The organism is Microbacterium sp. VKM Ac-2923, assembly GCF_022815605.1.
Taxonomy (GTDB): Bacteria; Actinomycetota; Actinomycetes; order Actinomycetales; family Microbacteriaceae; genus Microbacterium.
Window position 1 is genome coordinate 240,693 of record NZ_JALGRP010000004.1, and the last position, 18,421, is coordinate 259,113.

The window sequence follows — 18,421 nt, forward strand, 5'->3', positions numbered from 1 at the left end:
TGACGTCCGTGCTTCTGAATGCCGACGTCATCCCCCGGTCTCCCGGCCTCCGCGTCGACCACGCGTATGTCGGCGCCGCACTCCGGCCTCTCGGCCCTCACCTCCCGTCGAACCCCGCTCATGATGCCGCCCGGGTTCACACACCCAAGGAACTCTCCTCATGTCGTTCTCCGCTGTCCTCGATCGCCCCGTGACCGCCACCTCCGCCGCACCGGTGTCCGCACCCCGTGCCTCCGTCGCCGCGACGGCGCCGACGTCCCTTCCCGCAGCCGCTCCGGCCTCCGCGCCCGCCGAGCCCGCCCGTCCCGCCGCCGCCTCGACCGCGCCCCGCGGCTTCGCCCTGTACGTCGGCATCGATGAGGCGAAGGCCGCTGCGGCGGGTGTGAGCCTCGGCACGCTCGTCGAGGCGCTTCGCCGCACGCTCGGCGAACTGGCCCCCGCCGCCGAGACATACGCCACCGTCGCGCTGGCCCCGGCCGGCTCGGGCGGCCGCGACGTCGACGTCGTCCGTCTCGCCCTGCACGAGCCCTCGGCCGTCGCCCGGACGAAAGAGGAGCCGGCCGAAGAGGACCGCGCCGCCGGCGGCGTCGTCGTCGACATCTCGCGCAAGCGCGTGCTCATCGACGGCGAATCCGCGGCGTTCACCTTCAAGGAGTTCGAACTGCTGCAGTACCTCGTCTTGCGCGAGGGACGCACGATCGAGCGCACCGAGCTCGTGGCATCCCTGTGGGAGGGCTCCACTGATGACGACGCCCCGGGCGAGCGCACCATCGACGTGCACGTCCGACGGCTGCGCGCGAAGCTCGGCGCCTACGAGGACATCGTGCGCACCGTGCGCGGCGTGGGCTACCGCTTCGACCGGCACGCCGACGTCTCGATCCGCTACGGTCACGGCACCCCCTCGCCCGACCGCTTCTGAGCGCGGCCGCCTCTCCGGCCTCCTGCTCGAGACGCCGACATCGGCGTCATGGGTGGGATCGCTCGCCGTCGGGCCCGGATGCCACGATGTCGGCGGTCCGACGTAGGGTGTCCGCATGAGATCGACCGAGGTTCGCACGCGCCACGCGCCGCGCGGTCTCGGTGCGCCGGTCGAACGCCCCCTCGAGGCGGAGTACCGGCCATCCCGGCCCGTCGACATCGGGCGCACCGTCGCGGCGCAGCGCCACGGGCGCAACGACCCCACCTACTTCGCCGCGACCCCTCTCGCCTCCGGTGGCGTCGTGTGGCGTGTCAGCCGCACGCCCCTCGGAGTGTCCACCCTCGCCCTCCGGCAGCGGGTCGGCGGCGGCGTCCGTGCGGCGGCGTGGGGTCCGGGGGCGCCGTGGGCGATGGATCAGCTGCCCGCATTGTGCGGCGCGCACGATGACCCCGACGGCTTCGATGCGTCACGGCATCCGTCGGTCGCCGAGTGGCATCGCCGTCACCCCGATCTGCGTATCGGGCGCACCGATCTCGTCTTCGACGCGCTGGTCAGCGCGATCATGGAGCAGAAGGTCACCAGCATGCAGGCGTTCTCGGCCTGGCGCAGCGTCGTCACCTGGTACGGCGAGCGCGCTCCCGGGCCGACGCCACGGCCGATGTTCGCTCCGCCCGACATCGAAGGGTGGCGTCACGTGCCGTCGTGGGCGTGGCATCGCGCCGGAATCGAGCCTCCGCAGTCGCGCACCATCGTCGAGACCGCGCGGCGCGGTGACGCGATCGTCCGCGCCGCGGCGTCCGCCACCGACGGCGAGGGCCGCGACCGCATTTTCATCAGCCTTCGCGGCGTCGGCATCTGGACGAGCGCCGAGACGCGCATCCGTGCTTTCGGGGATCCGGATGCCGTGAGCACCGGCGACTACCACCTCGCGCACCAGGTGGGTTTCGCCCTGACGGGTCGCCGTACGGACGACGACGGCATGCTCGAACTCCTCGAACCGTTCGCCGGCCACCGGCAACGGGTCATTCGTCTCATCTACGCGGGTGCGGACCTCGAGCCCCGTCGGGGCCCGCGGCTCAGCCCGGAGGATCACCGGGATCGCTGACCCGGGCACGCCGCCCCACCGCCGACGCGGACGGATCGGTCCGCGCGTCGACCGGGCCGATCCGATCGGGCACCGACGCGGCACGTCCCGTGCGGGCCTCCACCGTCCGAGCGCCGACGCAACCGCTTCGTCCGACACCGATGCGGCACGTCCCGTGCGGGCCTCCACCGTCCGAGCGCCGACGCGACCGCTTCGTCCGACACCGACCTGACCGCGTCAGCAGACCGACGCGACCGCGTCAGTGCGGGCGCGCAGCGCGCCAGTATCCGGTGAACGAGATCATCCGCTTGTCGACGCCGACCCGCACCCAGTGCCGACGCATCGCGGCCACCAGGGACTGCTCCCCCGCCACCCACGCATACGCGGGCGGAACCTCAACCGCCCCGCCCGCCTCGATCGCGGCGGTGAGGACGGCGTAGCCCGGGACCGCACGCGGATCTGCTCGCACGACCCACCGCACGTCGACGCCGTCCGGTGCCGTCAGCGTGCGCACGTCGCCGGCATCCGGAACTTCGACGAACGCGGTCCCCACCGCATCGACGGGGAGGGACGAGAGGATGCCGGCGAGCGCGGGCAGGGCCGTCTCGTCACCGACGAGCACCACCGTGCCGGAGAGATCCACCGGTGGCGCGAACAGCACACCCTCGTCGAGGATCGCGACGGCATCGCCGGGCTCGCACGTCTCGGCCCAGGATGCCGCCGGGCCCGCGGTGCCCTCAGCTGCGGAGCCGTGCAGCACGAAGTCGACGTCGAGCTCGGGACCCTCCTCGCCCGCGGAACGGAAACCCGCGACGGTGTAGTTGCGCAGCACCGGGCGCTCGGTCTTCGCGATCGCCAGGTAGCGGAGGTACGCGAAGGTGTCGAGACGATTGGGGAGCCTCGTGAGTGTCCCCTCGGCGACGGGGAGGAAGAGTCGGAACCACTGGTCCCGGCCCAGCGGGGTGAACCTCTCCAGGTCGGATCCCCCGAGCGTCACTCGGGCGAACGACGGCGAAAGACGCCGCCTCCGCAGCACCCGCAGGGTCAGAAGTTCACTCTTCTCGGGCTTCACGCGCAGCTGCGCGGCGCTCGATCGGGCCATCGGTCTCTCCTCTTCTCATGTGCGCGTCGGACGCGGTGAACCGCAGACCCCGCCACTCGGACGCCTAGGCTGGGCGCATGACGCAGACGGGAACCGGTTGGCCGCGCGGACGCACGTATTGGGTGTTGGGCAGCCTGTTGCTGCTCGGTCTCGGCATCCTGTTCGGCCTGGTGTGGCAGAACGTCTGGCTCGGTCTCGTCATCGCGGCGGCGGTCTCGGTGGGCTGGCTGATCGCCTACGAATCCAGCCGGGGCCGCAACGTGGGTGTCAACGACGAGGACAACGGCATCCAGCTCTGAGCGGACCCTGATGCCCGCGGTCATCGGTAGTACACCGCCAGCGGGTACGCTCCCCCGCCGTGCACCTCGACGGGGGTGCCGAAGACGTCCTCGAGGATCGACGGCGTCATGAGCTCGACCGGGGTACCGACGTGCACCACCCGCCCCTCGGAGAGCGCCACGATACGGTCCGCGTACGCCGCGGCGAAGTTGATGTCGTGCACGACGACGACGATTGTCTTGCCGAGTTCGTCGGCCGCGCGGCGGAGCTGGCCCATCATCGCGACGGCGTGCTTCATGTCGAGATTGTTGAGCGGTTCGTCGAGCAGGATGTAGTCGGTGTCCTGCGCCAGCACCATGGCGGCGTACGCGCGCTGCCGCTGACCCCCCGACAGCTGGTCGAGGTAGCGGGCGGACAGATCGGTGAGGTCGAGGAACGCGATGGCCTCGTCGATCGCGGCGAGGTCGAGGTCGGTGAGGCGGCCCCGGGAGTGCGGGAACCGTCCGAAGCCGACGAGCTCGCGCACGGTGAGCCGGGTGACGTAGTGGTTCTCCTGTCGCAGGATCGAGACGATCATCGCCATCTCGCGTCCGGGGGTGACCGTCACGTCGTTGCCGGCGACGGTGACGCGCCCCCGGGTGGCTGTCGTCAGGCGTCCGATGATCGTGAGCAACGTCGACTTGCCCGCGCCGTTCGGGCCCACCAGCGCGGTCACCCCGCCGGCGGGGATGTCGAGGGTCACGGGGCCGAGCACGGTGACGTCGCCGTAGGTCATGGTGACGTCGGTGAGCGAGATCACTGGACACCTCGTCCCGGTGAGCGGGTGGACATCAGAGGCTCCCCTTCCGCAGGAGATGGACGAGGAAGAACACGCCGCCGACGAACTCGATGATGATCGAGAGCATGCCGGCCGCGTAGAACACGTGGCGGAGGACGAAGTATCCGCCGAGCAGGGTGGCCATGCCCAACAGCACGGCGAACGGCAGCACCACACGGTGCTGTGCGGAGCCCGCCAGTTGGTAGGCGAGGGTGGCGACGAGGAAGCCGAAGAAAGTCATCGGCCCCACCATCGTGGTCGACACCGAGATGAGCACCGCGACCATCACGAGGATGCCGATGACCTCTCGCCGGTACGCGAGGCCCAGGTTGACGGATGCCTCCCGGCCCAGCGCCAGCACGTCGAGTCGGTGCCGCGATCGCCAGACGACGGCCAGGACGACGATGACGACCAGCGCCCCCCACGGGAGGTACTCGGCATCCGAATTGGAGAGGTTTCCGAACAGGCGCGCGGAGAGGATGTCGAAGTCGCTGGGCGTGAGCAGACGCTGCATGACCGTCGAGAGCGAGCCGAAGCCGACGCCCAGCACGACCCCGACCAGCAGCATGATGTGGAGGTCGCCCCGACGTCCGGCGAACAGCCAGCCGTAGAGCAGCGTCGCGAACGCGACCATGAGCGCGCTCTGCACGACCACCTTGAGCAGGCCGTCGGTGGCCGAGAGCGCGGCGCTGCCGAAGAAGAACACCAACCCGGTCTGCATGACGACGTACAGGGCGTCGAAGCCCATGATCGACGGGGTGAGGATGCGGTTGGCCGTCGCCGTGTGGAACAGCACCGTCGCGACCGCCTGGCAGCAGGCGACGAGGGCGATGGTCGCCACGCTCACGATGCGCAGGTCCACCGCGATCCAGAACCCGCGGGAGCCGGGCTCGCCGGGCACGTTCCAGGTCAGCACCCCGGTGGCGGCGACCACGACGATCACGATCAGGATGCCGAATCTCAGGGCGATCCGCGGGCGACGGCGAGCGCGGGACGGCGCGGGGCGGGTCAGGGTCCTATCCACGGGCGCGCATCCTCAAGAGCAGGGTGATGAACACGGCCGAGCCGACGACCCCGAGGATCATCGAGACGGGGACCTCGAACGGCATCCGGATGACGCGCCCGATGATGTCGCAGACGACGACGATCGCCACTCCCCCGACGCACACCCAGGGAAGGTTCGCGCGGGCGTTGTCGCCGCGCCACATCGACACGAGGTTCGGGACGACGAGCCCCAGGAAGGGCAGGAATCCGACGACGACGGTCGTGACGCCGGTCGCGACGGCCACGAGACCCGAACCGACGAGCAGCACACGGGTGTGATCCACCCCGACCGAGGTGGCGATGTCGCGCCCGAGACCGGCGACGGTGATCCGGTCGGCGTAGAGGAACACGAGCACGACCACGATGGCGACGATCCACAACACCTCGTAGCGGCCGCGCACGATCGAGGTGAAGCTGCCCATGAACCAGGTGCCCAGCATCTGCAGCGAGTTCGTCGAGACGGCGAGATACGTGGTGAAGGCCGAGACGACGGCGCTGAGCATGATGCCGATGAGCGGGACGACGAGCGACGAGCGCAGCGAGATGCGCTGCAGGATGCCGATGAACACCATCGTGCCGACGAAGGCGGCGGCGGACGCCACGATCATCCGGACGGGAAGCGGGGCGGCCGGGGCGACGAGCACCGTGACCAGCAGACCGAGCGCCGCCCATTCCGAGGTCCCCGTGGTGGACGGTTCGACGAAGCGGTTCTGCGTGAGCAGCTGCATGATGAGGCCGGAGACGGCCATTGCGCAGCCGGCGAGAACCAGCGCCACGGTGCGGGGAACGCGGGAGATGAAGAACATCTCGCCACCGAAGGCGTCGGCGGTCAGGTCGTAGGCGCCGACGAACAGCGAGAGGACGACGAGCGCGGCGGTCCCGGCCACGGCGACGGGCAGCGCGAGTCGCCCGCGCCGTACGCGAGCGGGAAGGGAGGTGGAGGTCATGGCATCCGCCCCTCCCGCGCGAGGCGTCGACGACCTCGGTCGCCGCGCCTCGCGCGAGGGGGTCGAGCTCAGGAGGCGAACGCCTCGGCGGCCGAGCGGTAGAGCTTCGTGTAGGCCTGGATGCCCTCGTCGAGGTAGAAACTCCCGTCCAGGTAGACGATCTGGTTCTTCTGCACCGCGGGGACGTTCTTGAGCGCCTCGGCGTTCTCGACGAGATCCGTCGCCGAGACGTAGCCGTCCTCGCCGAACATCGCGTCGCGGTCGAGGACGAAGAGCCACTCGGGGTTCGCCGCGGCGATCGCCTCGACGCTGATGTCGTCTCCGTGCGAGGCATCCTCGGCCGAACGTTCCAGAGCGGGGGTCAGCCCCAGCGTGGGGAACAGCACGCCGACACCACGGCCTTCGCCGGGAGCGGCGTAGGCGATCTTGCCGCCGGAGGTGATGAGGCCCATCACGGTCTGCGACGGGTCGTAGGCCGCCTTCGCGTCGGCGATCGCCGCGTCGAGATCGGCGGAGAGCTTCGCGGCCTCGTCGTCCTTGCCGAACACCTGACCGAGGATCGCCGTCTGGCGCTTGAGCTCGGAGGTGTGGTCCTCGGCGTCGCGGGGGCTCGTCTCGATCGTCGCGGGCTGGATGTCCTTCAGCTGGTCGTAGATCTCGCGGAAGCGATAGCCGCCGACGATGAGGTCGGGGTCGGCCGCGAGGATGTTCTCGATGTTCGGCTCGCGGTGCAGGCCGGCGTCGAGCACCTCGTCGCCGCCCGACAGCGAGGGCCAGAGGTCGTACATGAGGGGCTTGGGAGCCGCGACGAGCGTCACGCCCCACTCGCTGAGGGTCTCGAACGTCGTGTTGTCGAGGGCGACCACCCGCTCGGGGGCCACGGGCACCTCGATCGCGCCGTGGTTGTCTTCGACGGTGACGGTGCTCGGGGCCGCGGCCTCGTCGGCGGGTGCGGCGGCTCCCGAGGAGCAGCCCGCGAGGGCGAGGGCGGCCACCAGGGATGCGGCGGCGAGGGGACGGAACAGGCGGATACTCATGCGAATCTCTCCAGTGCTGTGTGCGAGTCGGTCCACCGCGAGGACGAGCGGCGGACGAAACGTTAGGTTAGCCTTACCTTCGTGAAGATGTCGAACCCGCACCTCGGACCCCCCACCGCAGCCCGCCTCGAACCCCGACGGAACGAGCTGGTCTTCCGCTCTGCGACCTTGGCGGAGCGCACCTTCCTCACCCCGTCCTACGTCCGCCTGCGACTCGAAGGGCCCGACCTGCGCGGCTTCGACTCACCCGGCGCCGACGACCACATCCGCGTGTTCTTCCCCGCGGGGCCCGTCGACGACGTCCGGTCCGCGCCGAGTCGCGAGTACACCCCGGTGGACTGGGATGCCGGATCGGGTCGGCTCGACATCGACATCGCGCTGCACGGCGCCGGTGTCGGCAGCCGCTGGGCGCAAGACGCACCGATCGGCGCTCCGGTGGGCGTGGGCGGCCCTCGCGGGTCGATGGTCCTGGTCGGGAGGCCCGATGCGTGGCTGCTCGCGGGAGACGAAACGGCGGTCCCGGCCATCCGCCGGTTCACTTCGGCGATGGACGACGACGCCGTGGGGCGCATCGCCGTGGAGGTGCCGGATGCCGCGCACGACCTCGCCGTGCACGCACCTCCCGGGGTCGAAATCGTGCACCTGCACCGGGGCACGCGGCCCGCGGGCGAGGAGCTCGCCGACTGGCTCGACGCTCTCGACGTCGAGGAACGACCCGTCGGGTGCGTCTTCGGCTTCGTGGCTGCCGAGCAGTCGATCGTCCGGGCCGGGCGCGCGCTCCTGCTCGATCGATGGACGGGTGACCCGGGCGCCACGGTCGTGAAGGGCTACTGGAAGCGCGGCACCGCCGAGTACCACGCGCCGCACTAGTCGCGCGCCGTGGGCGCCCCTTGGTCGTCGACCGAGGCATACAGTTCGCACACGGTGTCGTAGTAGTCGCGCGTCTGCCCCGCCGGGCGCAGACCGACCCGCTCGGCGACGGCCCCCGACGCCGTGTTCTCGGGGTTCGTCACCGCGATGACCCCCCGGATGCCGTGCGCCCGGGCGAGGGCGAGCAGCGCGGCCGCCGCCTCGGTCGCGTACCCCGCCCCCCAGGCATCGGGGTGGAAGTGCCAGCCGATCTCGATTCCTTCCGGATGCCCGTCACCGGCGCGCGCCGACCACGGGATGCGCTTGAGCAGCACCGAGCCGAGGCGTGCCCCCTCGCTCGTCTCGACGGCACGCACGCCGAGCAGACCTTCGGCCAGTCCCGACCAGCAATCGAGCAGGGCATCGACCTCGGCGGCGTCCGCCATCACCCGCCCGTCGCCCAGGTATCGACGTACCTCGGGTCGGCGATACATATCAAAGAGGAACGCGCGGTCGGCGTCATCGCGGGTCCACTCCCGCAGCACGAGCCGCTCGGTCGCCAGACGCGTCCGCCGCATCGGCAGGTGCGGGATCCCGTCCTCGGCGAAGGGCGCGCCGGACACCAGGAAACCGAAACGCCCGTACCAGCTCGCGAGGTGCGCCTGGGCGTCGAGCAGGATCGGGATGCCGGGGACCTCGGCATCCAGCACCTCGACCGCCGCGCGCATGAGATCGGCGGCGATGCCGCGGCCCCGCGCCCCGGAAGCCGTCGCGACGCGGCCGATCCGCGTGTTGTCGGCCTCGCGGAGGATGCGCAGGGTGGCCAGCACCTCGTCGCCCTCGCTCGCCCACAGCAGCTCCGCGCCGGGCTCGATGTCACGACCGTCGATCTCGGGGTAGGCCGCCTGCTGCTCCACCACGAAGACGGTCACCCGCAGCCACATCAGGCGGTAGAGGGTGAGGGGGTCGATGCCGGCGACGGGCGCCCGGTGCAGGGTGACGGCCATCATCCGACCGTACCCGCCGGGTACGACACGGCTCGCGCGCACGCGCACCCCGGATGGGCGGGCGCAGGCGGGCCCCGCGCACCGGTGGACCGATGTCGGAGGGGCACGCTAGCCTCCGGTCATGTCTTTCCAGTCGTATCTCGACAACATCGAAACCAAGACCGGGCTGACCCCGCGTCAGTTCATCGCCCTGGCGGAGGAGCGCGGGTACGGCCCGGGCACGAAGGCGACTCCCATCCTGGAGTGGCTGAAAGACGACTACGACCTCGGTCGCGGTCACGGCATGGCGCTCGTGCACGTCATCACGAAGGGGCCGAAGATCAGCGACGCCCACGTCGGCAAGACGGGTGCGCACGGCGACAAAAGCGACACGCTCTGGCTCGACGGGGCGGCGAGCAACCCCGAGCGCTGATCCGGCGCGGTCCGGCGGATGCCACCGCCCCGACCGGCGAGCGCCGGCCGGGGGCGCCGCGTTGCCCGAGGGCCCGACCTCGACGGCGCGCTGGGGCGCTACGGCGCGACGGCCGCCGAGGGCGTGAGCACCCGGTCAGTCAGACGGTCCCGGCGCGAAGCGCCGCGACGCCGCCACCTGCTCCGCCACGCGCCGCAGGGCGAGGATGAGCGGCTCCACCAGCGCGGTGCCGAGCACGACGTAGCGCACCGCGTCTTCGATCGAGGTGTCGGGCGTCGCCGCGAGCTCGGCCTCGGCGATGGCCGAGAGGTGGGAGAGGTAGGCGTCCATCACCCGCTCGGGCACGGCGAATCCGGCCCGGTCGAGCGCAGCCAGAGCCTGGGCGACCGCGGCGACCTGGTCGGGAAAGCACTTCCCGGCGTCTCCGCCCATGCGCTCGAGGAGAGCCGTCGCCGCGGTGAGATCGATGTCGGCAGCGACCGCGGGGGTGACGGCGGCGTTGGCGGCGCCGAGGAGGTCGTACGGGTTTTCGGGGGGCTGCTCGAGGACGCCGATCACCTTGCGCACCCCCGCGATGCCGACTCCGGCGTCGACGAGCGCGCGGATCACCCCGAGACGCTGCGCATGCTCCGTCCCGTACGACGCTTGGGTCGGCGAGGTGCGCTCCCCCTCGGGGAGGAGTTTCTCGCGGAGGTAGTACTTGATGGTGGCGACGGGCACGCCGGTCCGCGTCGCCAGTTCCGAGATGCGCACGGTTTCCCCCCTTGACTCGATAGCCATACTATCCAACACTGGATAGTAAGGCTATCTAAGGAGGACATGCCATGGCATCCATCGATCCGGGTCGGATGACCCATCGCTACGACGGCGAACTCGTCGTCTTCCACATCGGGATGACCGTGAACAAGTGGTGGAGGCCCGACCAGTGGATGCCGCTGATGGGCGACATGCCGCGCATGCTGCGGGAGCTGAGCGTCGACCCCGATTCGGGACTGCTCGGGTTCTCGATGCTGCTCGGAGCCCGGGGGCCCTACCTCGTGCAGTACTGGTCGTCGCTCGACAAGCTCTACGCCTACGCCTCCGCCCCGACTCAGGAGCACCGGCCGGCGTGGACGCGGTTCAACAAGCGCGCGAGGAAGACGCCCGGCGCGGTCGGGATCTGGCACGAGACGCACGTCGTCGAGCGGGCCGAGACCATTTACGTGGCCACCCCGCCGATGGGTCTGCCGAAGGCGACCGAGACCGTGCCCGTCAGCTCACGACACGACAGGGCGCGGGCGCGGGTGGCCGACGGGCGGACGAGCGGCGGCGCCGATCAGGCGTGAGGGCCAGACTGGTGGCATGGCCTCGATCCTCACCACCGCCTCCGAGCTGAACGCCGCCCTCGCTACCGGAGTCTTCTCCGACGGCGGGCCGGTGCGGGTGCTCGACGTCCGCTGGCGGCTCGACCGCCCCGACGGCCGGCCCGACTACCTCGCGGGACACATCCCCGGCGCGCAGTACGTCGACCTCGACCATGACCTCGCCCGGCACGGCGACCCTACCGATGGGCGGCATCCGGTCCCGTCAGCGCAGACCCTGCAGGACACCGCGCGTCGATGGGGCATCGACGACGGTGACACGGTGGTCGTCTACGACGACCTGAAGAACATGTCGAGCGCGCGGGCGTGGTGGCTGCTTCGTCACGCCGGCATCGCCGACGTGCGCCTGCTCGACGGATCGCTGCGGGCCTGGATCGACGCTGGGTACGACGTGGAGACCGGCGACGCCGAGACCCCCGCGCCCGGGACCGCCTCCCTCTCCTACGGCGCGCTGCCGGTGCTCGAGCTCGAGGAGGTCGCCTCGTTCGCCGACGGCTCGCTGCTGCTCGATGCGCGCGCCGGTGAGCGCTACCGCGGCGAGGTCGAACCGATCGACCCACGCGCCGGGCACGTGCCGGGCGCCGTGAGCGCGCCGACCACCGAGAATGTCGGCGACGACGGACGGTTCCGCTCGCCCGAGGACCTGCGGTCGCGGTTTCGGATGCTGGGGGCCGCGGAGGGCATGTCGGTCGGCGTCTACTGCGGCTCGGGTGTGACGGCGGCGCACCAAGCGGTCGCGCTGACGCTCGCCGGCTTCGAACCGCGCGTGTACCCGGGGTCGTGGAGCCAGTGGTCGAACCATCCCGATCTGCCCGTGGCGACGGGCCCCGACCCGCGCTGACGTGCGGGGCTGAGCCGCCCCGCCGAGCTGTCCCGCAGGGCGGACGCTCAGGCCCAGAGGTCGCTGACGGGGATGCCGCGTCCCAGCACGTTCTGCGCGGCGCGGTGCCCCGACAGCATCGCGCCGGGCACCGTGGCGGGGTCGTCGCCCCAAGTCGCCTCGCCGGCCAGGTGCAGCACGCCTCCCACGGGGTCGGAGAGGTCGTCGTGATCGGCGCCGACCGATCCGGGGAGCATGTAGGCGTAGGACCCCCGCGAGAACGGATCGTCCTGCCACCGCGTCACGATCGCGCTGGTCGGTTCGGGCACGGAGTCGCCGAAGAGCCGGCGAAGCTGCGCGAGGGTGGAAGCCACGATCTCCGCGTCGCTCCACGTGCGCGTGGCCACGGCCGCGGGGCCGGCGGCGAAGGTCAGCAGCGCGGGCTCATCGTGCAGGCGCCCCAGGTCGTACCAGGAGTGCCACCACTCCCCCTCGTCGCCGAGCTGACGGATGCCGTACACGTCGGCATCCCAGAAGCGCTCGGCGAATCGCAGCACGACCTTCTCGAAGGCGTTCATCCGCAGGAGGCCGAGTGCGCGGCGATGCCGTTTCGGCAGCGCCGGCTCGATGACGAGACCGCCGGAGTGAAGGACGCCGACGGGCACGGTCACGACGGCCTCCGCCGCGGTGAACCTGCCACCGTCGCTGTCGACCGTCACCCCCTCCGGCGACCAGCGCACCGCCGACACGACGTGTCCGAGCCGGACATCGAGCCCCTCGGAGAGGTGCCGGGCGAGCTCGTCGTAGCCCCGGGGAAAGACCACCTCGTCGCCGTTCACGGTGTCGTCGTCGAGGCCGTGGGCGCCGAGTCCGCTCATGCCGACGCCGTACTGCTCCTGGGCGCGGCGGTCGTTGTATTCGCGCACGCGCTCTTTCCGCTCGGCATCCCACTCCTGCACCAGAAGGGCGTCCTCCACGACGTCGGCGTAGGTCGCCTCCGCCGGGGCGTCGGCGATGAGTGCGACCAACGCGGTGTTGAGCGCACGCACGTCGTCGGCGTACTGCCGCACGGCATCGGCGTCGAGTTGCCGCCCATCGGCGTCGAAGTACGTCAACGGACGACTGTCGGGCTGATACCCACCGACCGTGAACTCCACCATCGGCATCCCGAACGCCCGCGCCGCCGCGGCGACCGGACTGTCGGTGATTCCGTGGATCCACGACGCTCCCCGGTCGGTGATCCGACCGTCCGCGCGATCGGTGAACACCCGGCCCCCGACACGATCTCGCGCCTCGAGCACGATGACCCGGCGCCCGGCCCGAGCGAGGAGGCGAGCGGCGGCGAGGCCGGCGACCCCGGCGCCCACGACGATGGTGTCAGCCGTCTGCATGTGTCCTCCGCGGGTTGGTGGTTCTCGCGACGGTACTGCGGCGGCGACGGGCATGGCATCCGCCGCTACGGAGTGTGCCTACCGCCCGGGTGGACGACCCGTACAGCGCGGGAGGTCAGAAGCGCTCCTTGTCGGCGAGGAATCCCTCGATCGTGGTCAGCACGCCGTGCTCCGTGTGGGAGGGGGCACGGTGGCGCGCCCGGGCGATCACCTCGGGATGAGCCTCGGCCATCGCATACGACCAGTCCGCGGCATCCAGCATCTCGAGGTCGTTGAGGTAGTCGCCGAACGCGGCGGTCTGCGCGGGGGTGACGCCGAGCGCGGCCTGCAGCCCGCGGAGCGCGACGCCCTTGTCGACGCCGGGGTTCAGGATGTCGACCCAGTGCCGACCCGACACGACCACGCGGTGCGAGCGGGCGATCTCGTCGAGGGCGCGCCCCACGCTGTCTTCGGCGACCGCGAAGTCGTAGATGGCGATCTTGAGCACGTCGTCATCGATCGCGAGCACGTCATCGACGACCTCCAGCGCGGCGTAATAGATCGAGGCCTCGCTCCGGAAGGCGTCGTCGGTGCGCTCGATGTAAGCGGAACGCTTCCCGCACACGACCACCCCGAGGTCGTAACCCTCGTCCGCCAGTGATCGGAGGTGACGCACCGCCCGGTCGACGACGTCCGGATCGAGGGCATCGGATGCCACCTCGACACCCGCCCGCACGACGTAGGCCCCGTTCTCGGCGATGAAGGTCATGGCATCCGCCGCCTCGCCGAAGCTGGCACGCAGGGTCGCCAACTGCCGCCCGGACGCCGGCACGAACATCACCCCGCGATCGGCCAGCCGCGGCAGCAGCTCCCACAGCGGTTCGGGGACGTTCCCGTCGCCGTCGAGGAGCGTGCCGTCCATGTCGACGGCGATCAGGCGGATGTCGGAGGTCACGGCATCCATCCTCCCAGGGTGGAGGCAGACCCCGGCTCCCTCGCCCGGGCCGGCGCGGGCGCCGCGGCGACTCACTCCGCGGCCTGTCCGCGTCGAACGTGCACGCCGCAGCGATGGGCGATTCCGACCTTGGACGTGTCGGCGGCCATCGTGCCAGTCTGATGCTCCAGGTCGGCGGTCGGCAGCAAGGCGAGGAGACATCGATGCGGAACACGGGACGGGAACCGGTCGTGGTGGGCGATCGGGTCTCGGCAGCGGGGATCCTCGTCGAAGACGGCACCGCGCACCGGCTCCTCCTCCGCGGGGAGGGCCTCTACCACGAGTTGGTCGGCGAGACGGACTTCTTCGCCCTCCCCGTCTCGGACCTCACCGGCGCACAGCCAAGTGGGATGGTCACCGTCCATGGCGTGTGGACGGGCGAGGCCATCGTCGACGCGGTCGCATCGGAGGGCGGCCGCGGCGTACGGTCCTTCCCCAGGCTCGAGGGAACGAGCTTCCCCGACGTGGACGGCGTTTCGGACCGCTCGGAGATCCTGCGCCCCGAGGTGCACGAGGCCTGCGACGCGATCCGGGGCGATGCCCTGGTGGCCCTCCTCGCCGCGCGAGGGCCGCGAGGGTGGTTCGGGCTCGCGTCCGCGGTGGACGTCGATGCGGTGCGGGAGGTTCTGGCCCCTCTGCTGGGAAGCCACCTCCACGTCGTTGCCAGTGCGTGGACCCGCGAAGAGGTCGAGCAGGCGGAGAACGCGGCTATCGCGACCGAGCCCGAACCGTACACGTTCGGTATGGGCTGGGACATCGACGGTCGCTTCCGCGCGCTCGTGCTGGTGCATCACGTCTCTCCAGCGCTGGCGTCCGTGGTGGCGCGGTTCCCGGACGAGATCCTCCACGTCGAGGCCTGGCTCAGACGCTCGGAGTGAGGCACGCACGGCGCCGGAACCGATCTCTGTCGTCATCGGCGACCCCGTGCGACCTCGCCGGCGGGGAATCTCGAGTAACGAAAAGATCACGGAAACCTCTTCCGCTCCGTTATCTCACCGTTATAGAGTGATCGCACGGTAGTTGTTTTGCTGTGGCACCTACCGACATGTGATTGCAGGACACTCTGGTGCAGGATTGGGCCGGTCGGGACTCCCGGCCGGCCCATCTTCGTCTGGCGCCGCACGGATGAGGTCGTGAGGATGGACGGATGAAGGACGCGGAACTCACCGAACCCGACGGACGCATCGTGCTGGTGCGACACGGCGAGACGGAGTGGAGCCGCGGCGGGCGACACACCGGTCTCACCGACATCCCGCTCACCGAGACGGGCGCCTACAAGGCCGAGCTCGCCGGCACACTCCTGGCGACGCGGCACTACGACCTCGTGCTCACGAGCCCGCTACGCCGAGCCGTGGAGACGGCCGCCCGCGCGGGCTATCCGGACGCGCGAACCGAGCCCCGCCTCGTCGAGTGGGACTACGGCGCGTACGAGGGTCTCACGACCCCCGAGATCGTGGCGCGCCTGGGCCACCCGTGGACGATCTGGGACGGCACGCCGCCGGGCGACACTCCGGGCGAAAGCGTCGCGCAGGTCACCGTCCGCGCAGAGTCGCTGCTCGCGGAACTCCGCCCGCGCGTGCGCGCCGGCCAGCAGGTGCTGGTGTTCTCGCACGGACACTTCCTCCGCGCCCTCGCCGGCTCGTGGCTCGGCCTCACCGCCGCCGGTGGGCGGTACTTCGTGCTCGGCACCTCGGCGGTGAGCGAACTCGGGTTCGAGCACGGCTCCGAGGTCATCACGCAGTGGAATCACGTGCGCGGTCGGTGACCGTCAGGCGGAGGAGACGTGAGGACGGAACCCGCAGGATGCTCCGCCGAAATCGGTCACGAAAATATAACGGCGCCCTCTTCCCTAGCGTTACCCCACCGTTATAGAGTGCTTGCACGGTAGTTGTTTTGCTGTGGCAGCTACCGACATGTGATTGCAGGACACTCTTGGTGCAGGGACAAGGGCCGGTCGGAAGCCTCTCCGACCGGCCCTTACTCTGTCCGCCGTCGGAACCGCGTGCCGTGGCCGCCGATATCATCCCGAGCGTGCGGTGAGACGACCCGGCAGAACGGCCCCGATCGGCCCTACGCTGAGGGGATGACGGACCGACGCCTCGCCGTGCAAGCCTGGGAGAGCCTCTTCCGCGCGCAGCACGAGGTGTTCGAAGACATCCGCAGCGACTTCGACAGCACCGACCTGTCGCAGGCGGAGTACGACGTGGTCCTGACCGTCACCCGCGCCCCGCAGATGACCGCTCGCCTCCGCGACGTCACCGGCAACATGCTCATCAGCCAACCGAGCGTGTCGCGTCTGGTCGAACGGATGGTCTCCCGCGGGCTGCTCACCAAGTGCGCCGACCCGGAAGACGGCCGCGGCTCGCTCGTAACCGCGACCGAGAACGGCGCGGTGGTCTTCCGCCGCATCGCCGCCGCTCACGGTCGCTCGATCGCCGAGCGGATGGCCCGCCTCGACAACACCGAACTCGCTCAGCTGCACGCTCTCACCGCGAAGCTCCGCGACGGGGCCTGACCCGGGCGTCGGTCGAGACCGCAACCCGGGCGGGCACGCAGGTACGGTCTCGTCGGTCGGGTGCGGCCTCGCGAGCCGAGCCGCCGTCGGCGCACCCGCCCCTCAGCACTCGATGACGTTGACCGCGAGGCCGCCCTCGCTCGTCTCCTTGTACTTCGTCGACATGTCGATGCCCGTCTGACGCATGGTCTCGACCACCGCGTCGAGGGACACGAAGTGGCTTCCGTCTCCGCGCAGGGCGAGGCGCGCGGCCGTCACGGCGGTGGAGGCGGCGATCGCGTTTCGCTCGATGCACGGGATCTGCACGAGCCCTCCGACCGGATCGCACGTGAGACCCAGGTGGTGTTCCATCGCGATCTCGGCGGCGTTCTCGATCTGCCGGTTGGTCCCGCCCATCACCGCCGTCAGTCCGCCCGCGGCCATCGCGCACGCGGAGCCGACCTCGGCCTGGCACCCGCCCTCCGCGCCCGAGATCGAGGCGTTGGCCTTGAACAGCGAGCCCAGCGCCGTCGCCGTGAGGAGGAACCGACGGATGCCGCGTCGGCGGTTCGCCTCGGCGACGTCGTCGTCGTCGGCGTGCGACACCTCGGAGCGCGTGAGGGCATGGCCGCCGTAGCCGAGCAGTGCACTGCCGACGAGCTCGCCGTGCGGCGTCACGGCGTTTCCGACGCCGAGGCCCGAGTCGGCGAGGAAGCGCCACCAGTACATGGCCACGGCCGGAAGGATCCCGGCCGCCCCGTTCGTCGGCGCCGTGACCACGCGGCCGCCCGCCGCGTTCTCTTCGTTCACCGCGAGGGCGAAGGCGCCGAGCCACTCCCCCGGCAGCTCGCGATGACCCTCGGCCTCGATGGCATCCAACTGCCCCCGGATGACGGCGGCCCGGCGCTTCACTCTGAGGATGCCGGGGAGCACACCGTCGTTCTGGAGCCCCGCGTCGACGCAGGCCGCCATCGCATCCCAGATGCTGTCGAGGCCGGCGGCGATCTCCGCGTCGGAGCGCAGGGCCTCCTCGTTGAGCCGTGCCGCCTCGGCGATCGTGATCCCGCGTTCGTCGCACAGCGCGATGAGCGTGGCGGCATCGTCGAAGGCGAGGGGCATCGGCACCGCCGACACCCGCGCCGGCTCGCCGTCTCGGCGGATGAAGCCCCCGCCGATCGAGTAGTAGGTGTCGTCGGCGATCACCGCGCCCCCGGCGTCGCGCGCGACGAGGGTCATGGCGTTGGGGTGACCGGGCAGACGCGTTCGCGGTTCGAGCGAGATGTCGGCCTTCGCGAAGGGGATCCGGTGCGAACCGGCCAGGGCGAGCGACGTGCCGTCGCGCCAGTTCGACCATGCCCGGCGCACGGCATCCGGATCCACCGTCTCGGGGTCGAGACCCTGCAGCCCCGCGACCACGGCGTCGGGGGTGCCGTGACCGATTCCGGTCGCGCCGAGAGAGCCGTACAGGGCGCACGAGACGGATACCACCCGGTCGAGGACGTCGTCGCCCCGCAGCCTCGTGACGAAATCGACGGCGGCCTTCATGGGGCCGACGGTGTGGGAGCTCGAGGGTCCGATCCCGATGGAGAACAGCTCGAACGCGGAGGTGTAGGCGCTCATCCCGCCAGCGTACGTCGCCGTTCCGACACCCGACAGACACCCGTGCGCCACGCCCGGGATGCGTTCCGTTCGGGCCCGATTAGACGTCTCCGATGCTCCCGACTATGCTTGACCACGGCCTGCGCGCCGTTTCGCGCGGAGGCCCTGCGCCCGTAGCTCAATGGATAGAGCATCTGACTACGGATCAGAAGGTTAGGGGTTCGAGTCCCTTCGGGCGCACACTGTGTTGAGACAGTGAGAGGCCTGGTCCCGGAGTAATCCGGAC

At 70.8% G+C, this 18,421-nt stretch carries 20 protein-coding genes and 1 tRNA gene; 11 read left to right on the forward strand and 10 right to left on the reverse strand.

Annotated elements, in window-relative coordinates; translation table 11 throughout:
* Nucleotides 1–160: 160 nt before the first annotated feature.
* Both MT347_RS08990 and MT347_RS08995 read left to right on the forward strand, forming a co-directional pair.
* Nucleotides 161–919 carry a winged helix-turn-helix domain-containing protein gene (locus tag MT347_RS08990; RefSeq protein ID WP_243500258.1) on the forward strand — a complete coding sequence of 253 codons (759 nt, stop codon included), beginning with the start codon at nt 161–163 and terminating at the stop codon, nt 917–919.
* Between the two features lie 115 nt (nt 920–1,034).
* Nucleotides 1,035–2,024, forward strand: coding sequence for a DNA-3-methyladenine glycosylase (locus MT347_RS08995; protein WP_243500260.1), 990 nt, complete (start codon nt 1,035–1,037; stop codon nt 2,022–2,024).
* A 238-nt stretch (nt 2,025–2,262) separates the two neighbouring features.
* Here MT347_RS08995 and MT347_RS09000 read toward each other — a convergent pair whose 3' ends face one another.
* Nucleotides 2,263–3,105 (reverse strand): siderophore-interacting protein, encoded by an 843-nt coding sequence (locus MT347_RS09000; RefSeq protein WP_243500262.1) that lies wholly within the window; start codon nt 3,103–3,105, stop codon nt 2,263–2,265.
* A 77-nt stretch (nt 3,106–3,182) separates the two neighbouring features.
* On the opposite strand from MT347_RS09000, the gene MT347_RS09005 reads away from it, so the two are divergent.
* Entirely contained in the window at nt 3,183–3,404 is a 222-nt protein-coding gene (locus MT347_RS09005; RefSeq protein ID WP_243500264.1) for a hypothetical protein, read from the forward strand.
* Between the two features lie 20 nt (nt 3,405–3,424).
* Here the strand turns inward: MT347_RS09005 and MT347_RS09010 are convergent, their stop codons facing one another.
* The 4 genes from MT347_RS09010 to MT347_RS09025 all read right to left on the reverse strand — a co-directional run bounded on the left by MT347_RS09010 (nt 3,425) and on the right by MT347_RS09025 (nt 7,229).
* Entirely contained in the window at nt 3,425–4,183 is a 759-nt protein-coding gene (locus MT347_RS09010) for an ABC transporter ATP-binding protein (protein ID WP_243500266.1), read from the reverse strand.
* A gap of 31 nt (nt 4,184–4,214) precedes the next feature.
* Entirely contained in the window at nt 4,215–5,225 is a 1,011-nt protein-coding gene (locus tag MT347_RS09015; protein ID WP_243500268.1) for an iron chelate uptake ABC transporter family permease subunit, read from the reverse strand.
* Nucleotides 5,218–6,192, reverse strand: coding sequence for an ABC transporter permease (locus MT347_RS09020; protein ID WP_243500270.1), 975 nt, complete (start codon nt 6,190–6,192; stop codon nt 5,218–5,220). Before MT347_RS09020 ends, MT347_RS09015 begins: the two co-directional genes overlap by 8 nt.
* A gap of 68 nt (nt 6,193–6,260) precedes the next feature.
* The gene (locus MT347_RS09025) at nt 6,261–7,229 is read right to left on the reverse strand and encodes a siderophore ABC transporter substrate-binding protein (RefSeq protein ID WP_243500272.1); all 969 of its coding nucleotides are present in this window, start codon (nt 7,227–7,229) and stop codon (nt 6,261–6,263) included.
* Nucleotides 7,230–7,316: 87 nt separating this feature from the next.
* On the opposite strand from MT347_RS09025, the gene MT347_RS09030 reads away from it, so the two are divergent.
* Entirely contained in the window at nt 7,317–8,099 is a 783-nt protein-coding gene (locus MT347_RS09030) for a siderophore-interacting protein (protein WP_243500495.1), read from the forward strand.
* Here MT347_RS09030 and MT347_RS09035 read toward each other — a convergent pair.
* On the reverse strand, nt 8,096–9,085 hold the full coding sequence (locus MT347_RS09035; protein ID WP_243500274.1) for a GNAT family N-acetyltransferase: 990 nt from the start codon (nt 9,083–9,085) through the stop codon (nt 8,096–8,098). The genes MT347_RS09030 and MT347_RS09035 overlap by 4 nt on opposite strands.
* Nucleotides 9,086–9,206: 121 nt before the next feature.
* Here MT347_RS09035 and MT347_RS09040 point away from each other — a divergent pair, with 121 nt between their 5' ends.
* Entirely contained in the window at nt 9,207–9,497 is a 291-nt protein-coding gene (locus MT347_RS09040; RefSeq protein ID WP_243500276.1) for a DUF4287 domain-containing protein, read from the forward strand.
* 135 nt (nt 9,498–9,632) lie between these two features.
* Here the strand turns inward: MT347_RS09040 and MT347_RS09045 are convergent, their stop codons facing one another.
* On the reverse strand, nt 9,633–10,250 hold the full coding sequence (locus MT347_RS09045; protein ID WP_243500278.1) for a MerR family transcriptional regulator: 618 nt from the start codon (nt 10,248–10,250) through the stop codon (nt 9,633–9,635).
* Between the two features lie 71 nt (nt 10,251–10,321).
* Here MT347_RS09045 and MT347_RS09050 point away from each other — a divergent pair, with 71 nt between their 5' ends.
* Nucleotides 10,322–10,822 carry a DUF4188 domain-containing protein gene (locus MT347_RS09050; RefSeq protein WP_243500280.1) on the forward strand — a complete coding sequence of 167 codons (501 nt, stop codon included), beginning with the start codon at nt 10,322–10,324 and terminating at the stop codon, nt 10,820–10,822.
* A 16-nt stretch (nt 10,823–10,838) separates the two neighbouring features.
* Nucleotides 10,839–11,699, forward strand: a complete 861-nt coding sequence (locus MT347_RS09055; protein WP_243500282.1) for a sulfurtransferase — start codon at nt 10,839–10,841, stop codon at nt 11,697–11,699.
* 47 nt (nt 11,700–11,746) lie between these two features.
* Here MT347_RS09055 and MT347_RS09060 read toward each other — a convergent pair whose 3' ends face one another.
* Nucleotides 11,747–13,069 carry an NAD(P)/FAD-dependent oxidoreductase gene (locus MT347_RS09060; RefSeq protein WP_243500284.1) on the reverse strand — a complete coding sequence of 441 codons (1,323 nt, stop codon included), beginning with the start codon at nt 13,067–13,069 and terminating at the stop codon, nt 11,747–11,749.
* A 115-nt stretch (nt 13,070–13,184) separates the two neighbouring features.
* Nucleotides 13,185–14,012 (reverse strand): Cof-type HAD-IIB family hydrolase, encoded by an 828-nt coding sequence (locus MT347_RS09065; protein WP_243500286.1) that lies wholly within the window; start codon nt 14,010–14,012, stop codon nt 13,185–13,187.
* 194 nt (nt 14,013–14,206) lie between these two features.
* On the opposite strand from MT347_RS09065, the gene MT347_RS09070 reads away from it, so the two are divergent.
* From MT347_RS09070 to MT347_RS09080, 3 genes are all read left to right on the forward strand, one after another.
* Entirely contained in the window at nt 14,207–14,920 is a 714-nt protein-coding gene (locus MT347_RS09070; RefSeq protein ID WP_243500288.1) for a hypothetical protein, read from the forward strand.
* 269 nt (nt 14,921–15,189) lie between these two features.
* Nucleotides 15,190–15,807 (forward strand): histidine phosphatase family protein, encoded by a 618-nt coding sequence (locus tag MT347_RS09075; RefSeq protein WP_243500290.1) that lies wholly within the window; start codon nt 15,190–15,192, stop codon nt 15,805–15,807.
* A gap of 318 nt (nt 15,808–16,125) precedes the next feature.
* The gene (locus MT347_RS09080) at nt 16,126–16,557 is read left to right on the forward strand and encodes a MarR family winged helix-turn-helix transcriptional regulator (RefSeq protein ID WP_243500291.1); all 432 of its coding nucleotides are present in this window, start codon (nt 16,126–16,128) and stop codon (nt 16,555–16,557) included.
* A gap of 102 nt (nt 16,558–16,659) precedes the next feature.
* On the opposite strand, the gene MT347_RS09085 is transcribed toward MT347_RS09080, so the two are convergent.
* Nucleotides 16,660–18,156: an L-serine ammonia-lyase, iron-sulfur-dependent, subunit alpha gene (locus MT347_RS09085; RefSeq protein WP_243500292.1), complete on the reverse strand. Its 1,497-nt coding sequence runs from the start codon at nt 18,154–18,156 to the stop codon at nt 16,660–16,662.
* A gap of 146 nt (nt 18,157–18,302) precedes the next feature.
* Here MT347_RS09085 and MT347_RS09090 point away from each other — a divergent pair.
* Nucleotides 18,303–18,375: transfer RNA gene (locus MT347_RS09090), tRNA-Arg, on the forward strand.
* Nucleotides 18,376–18,421 lie beyond the last annotated feature (46 nt).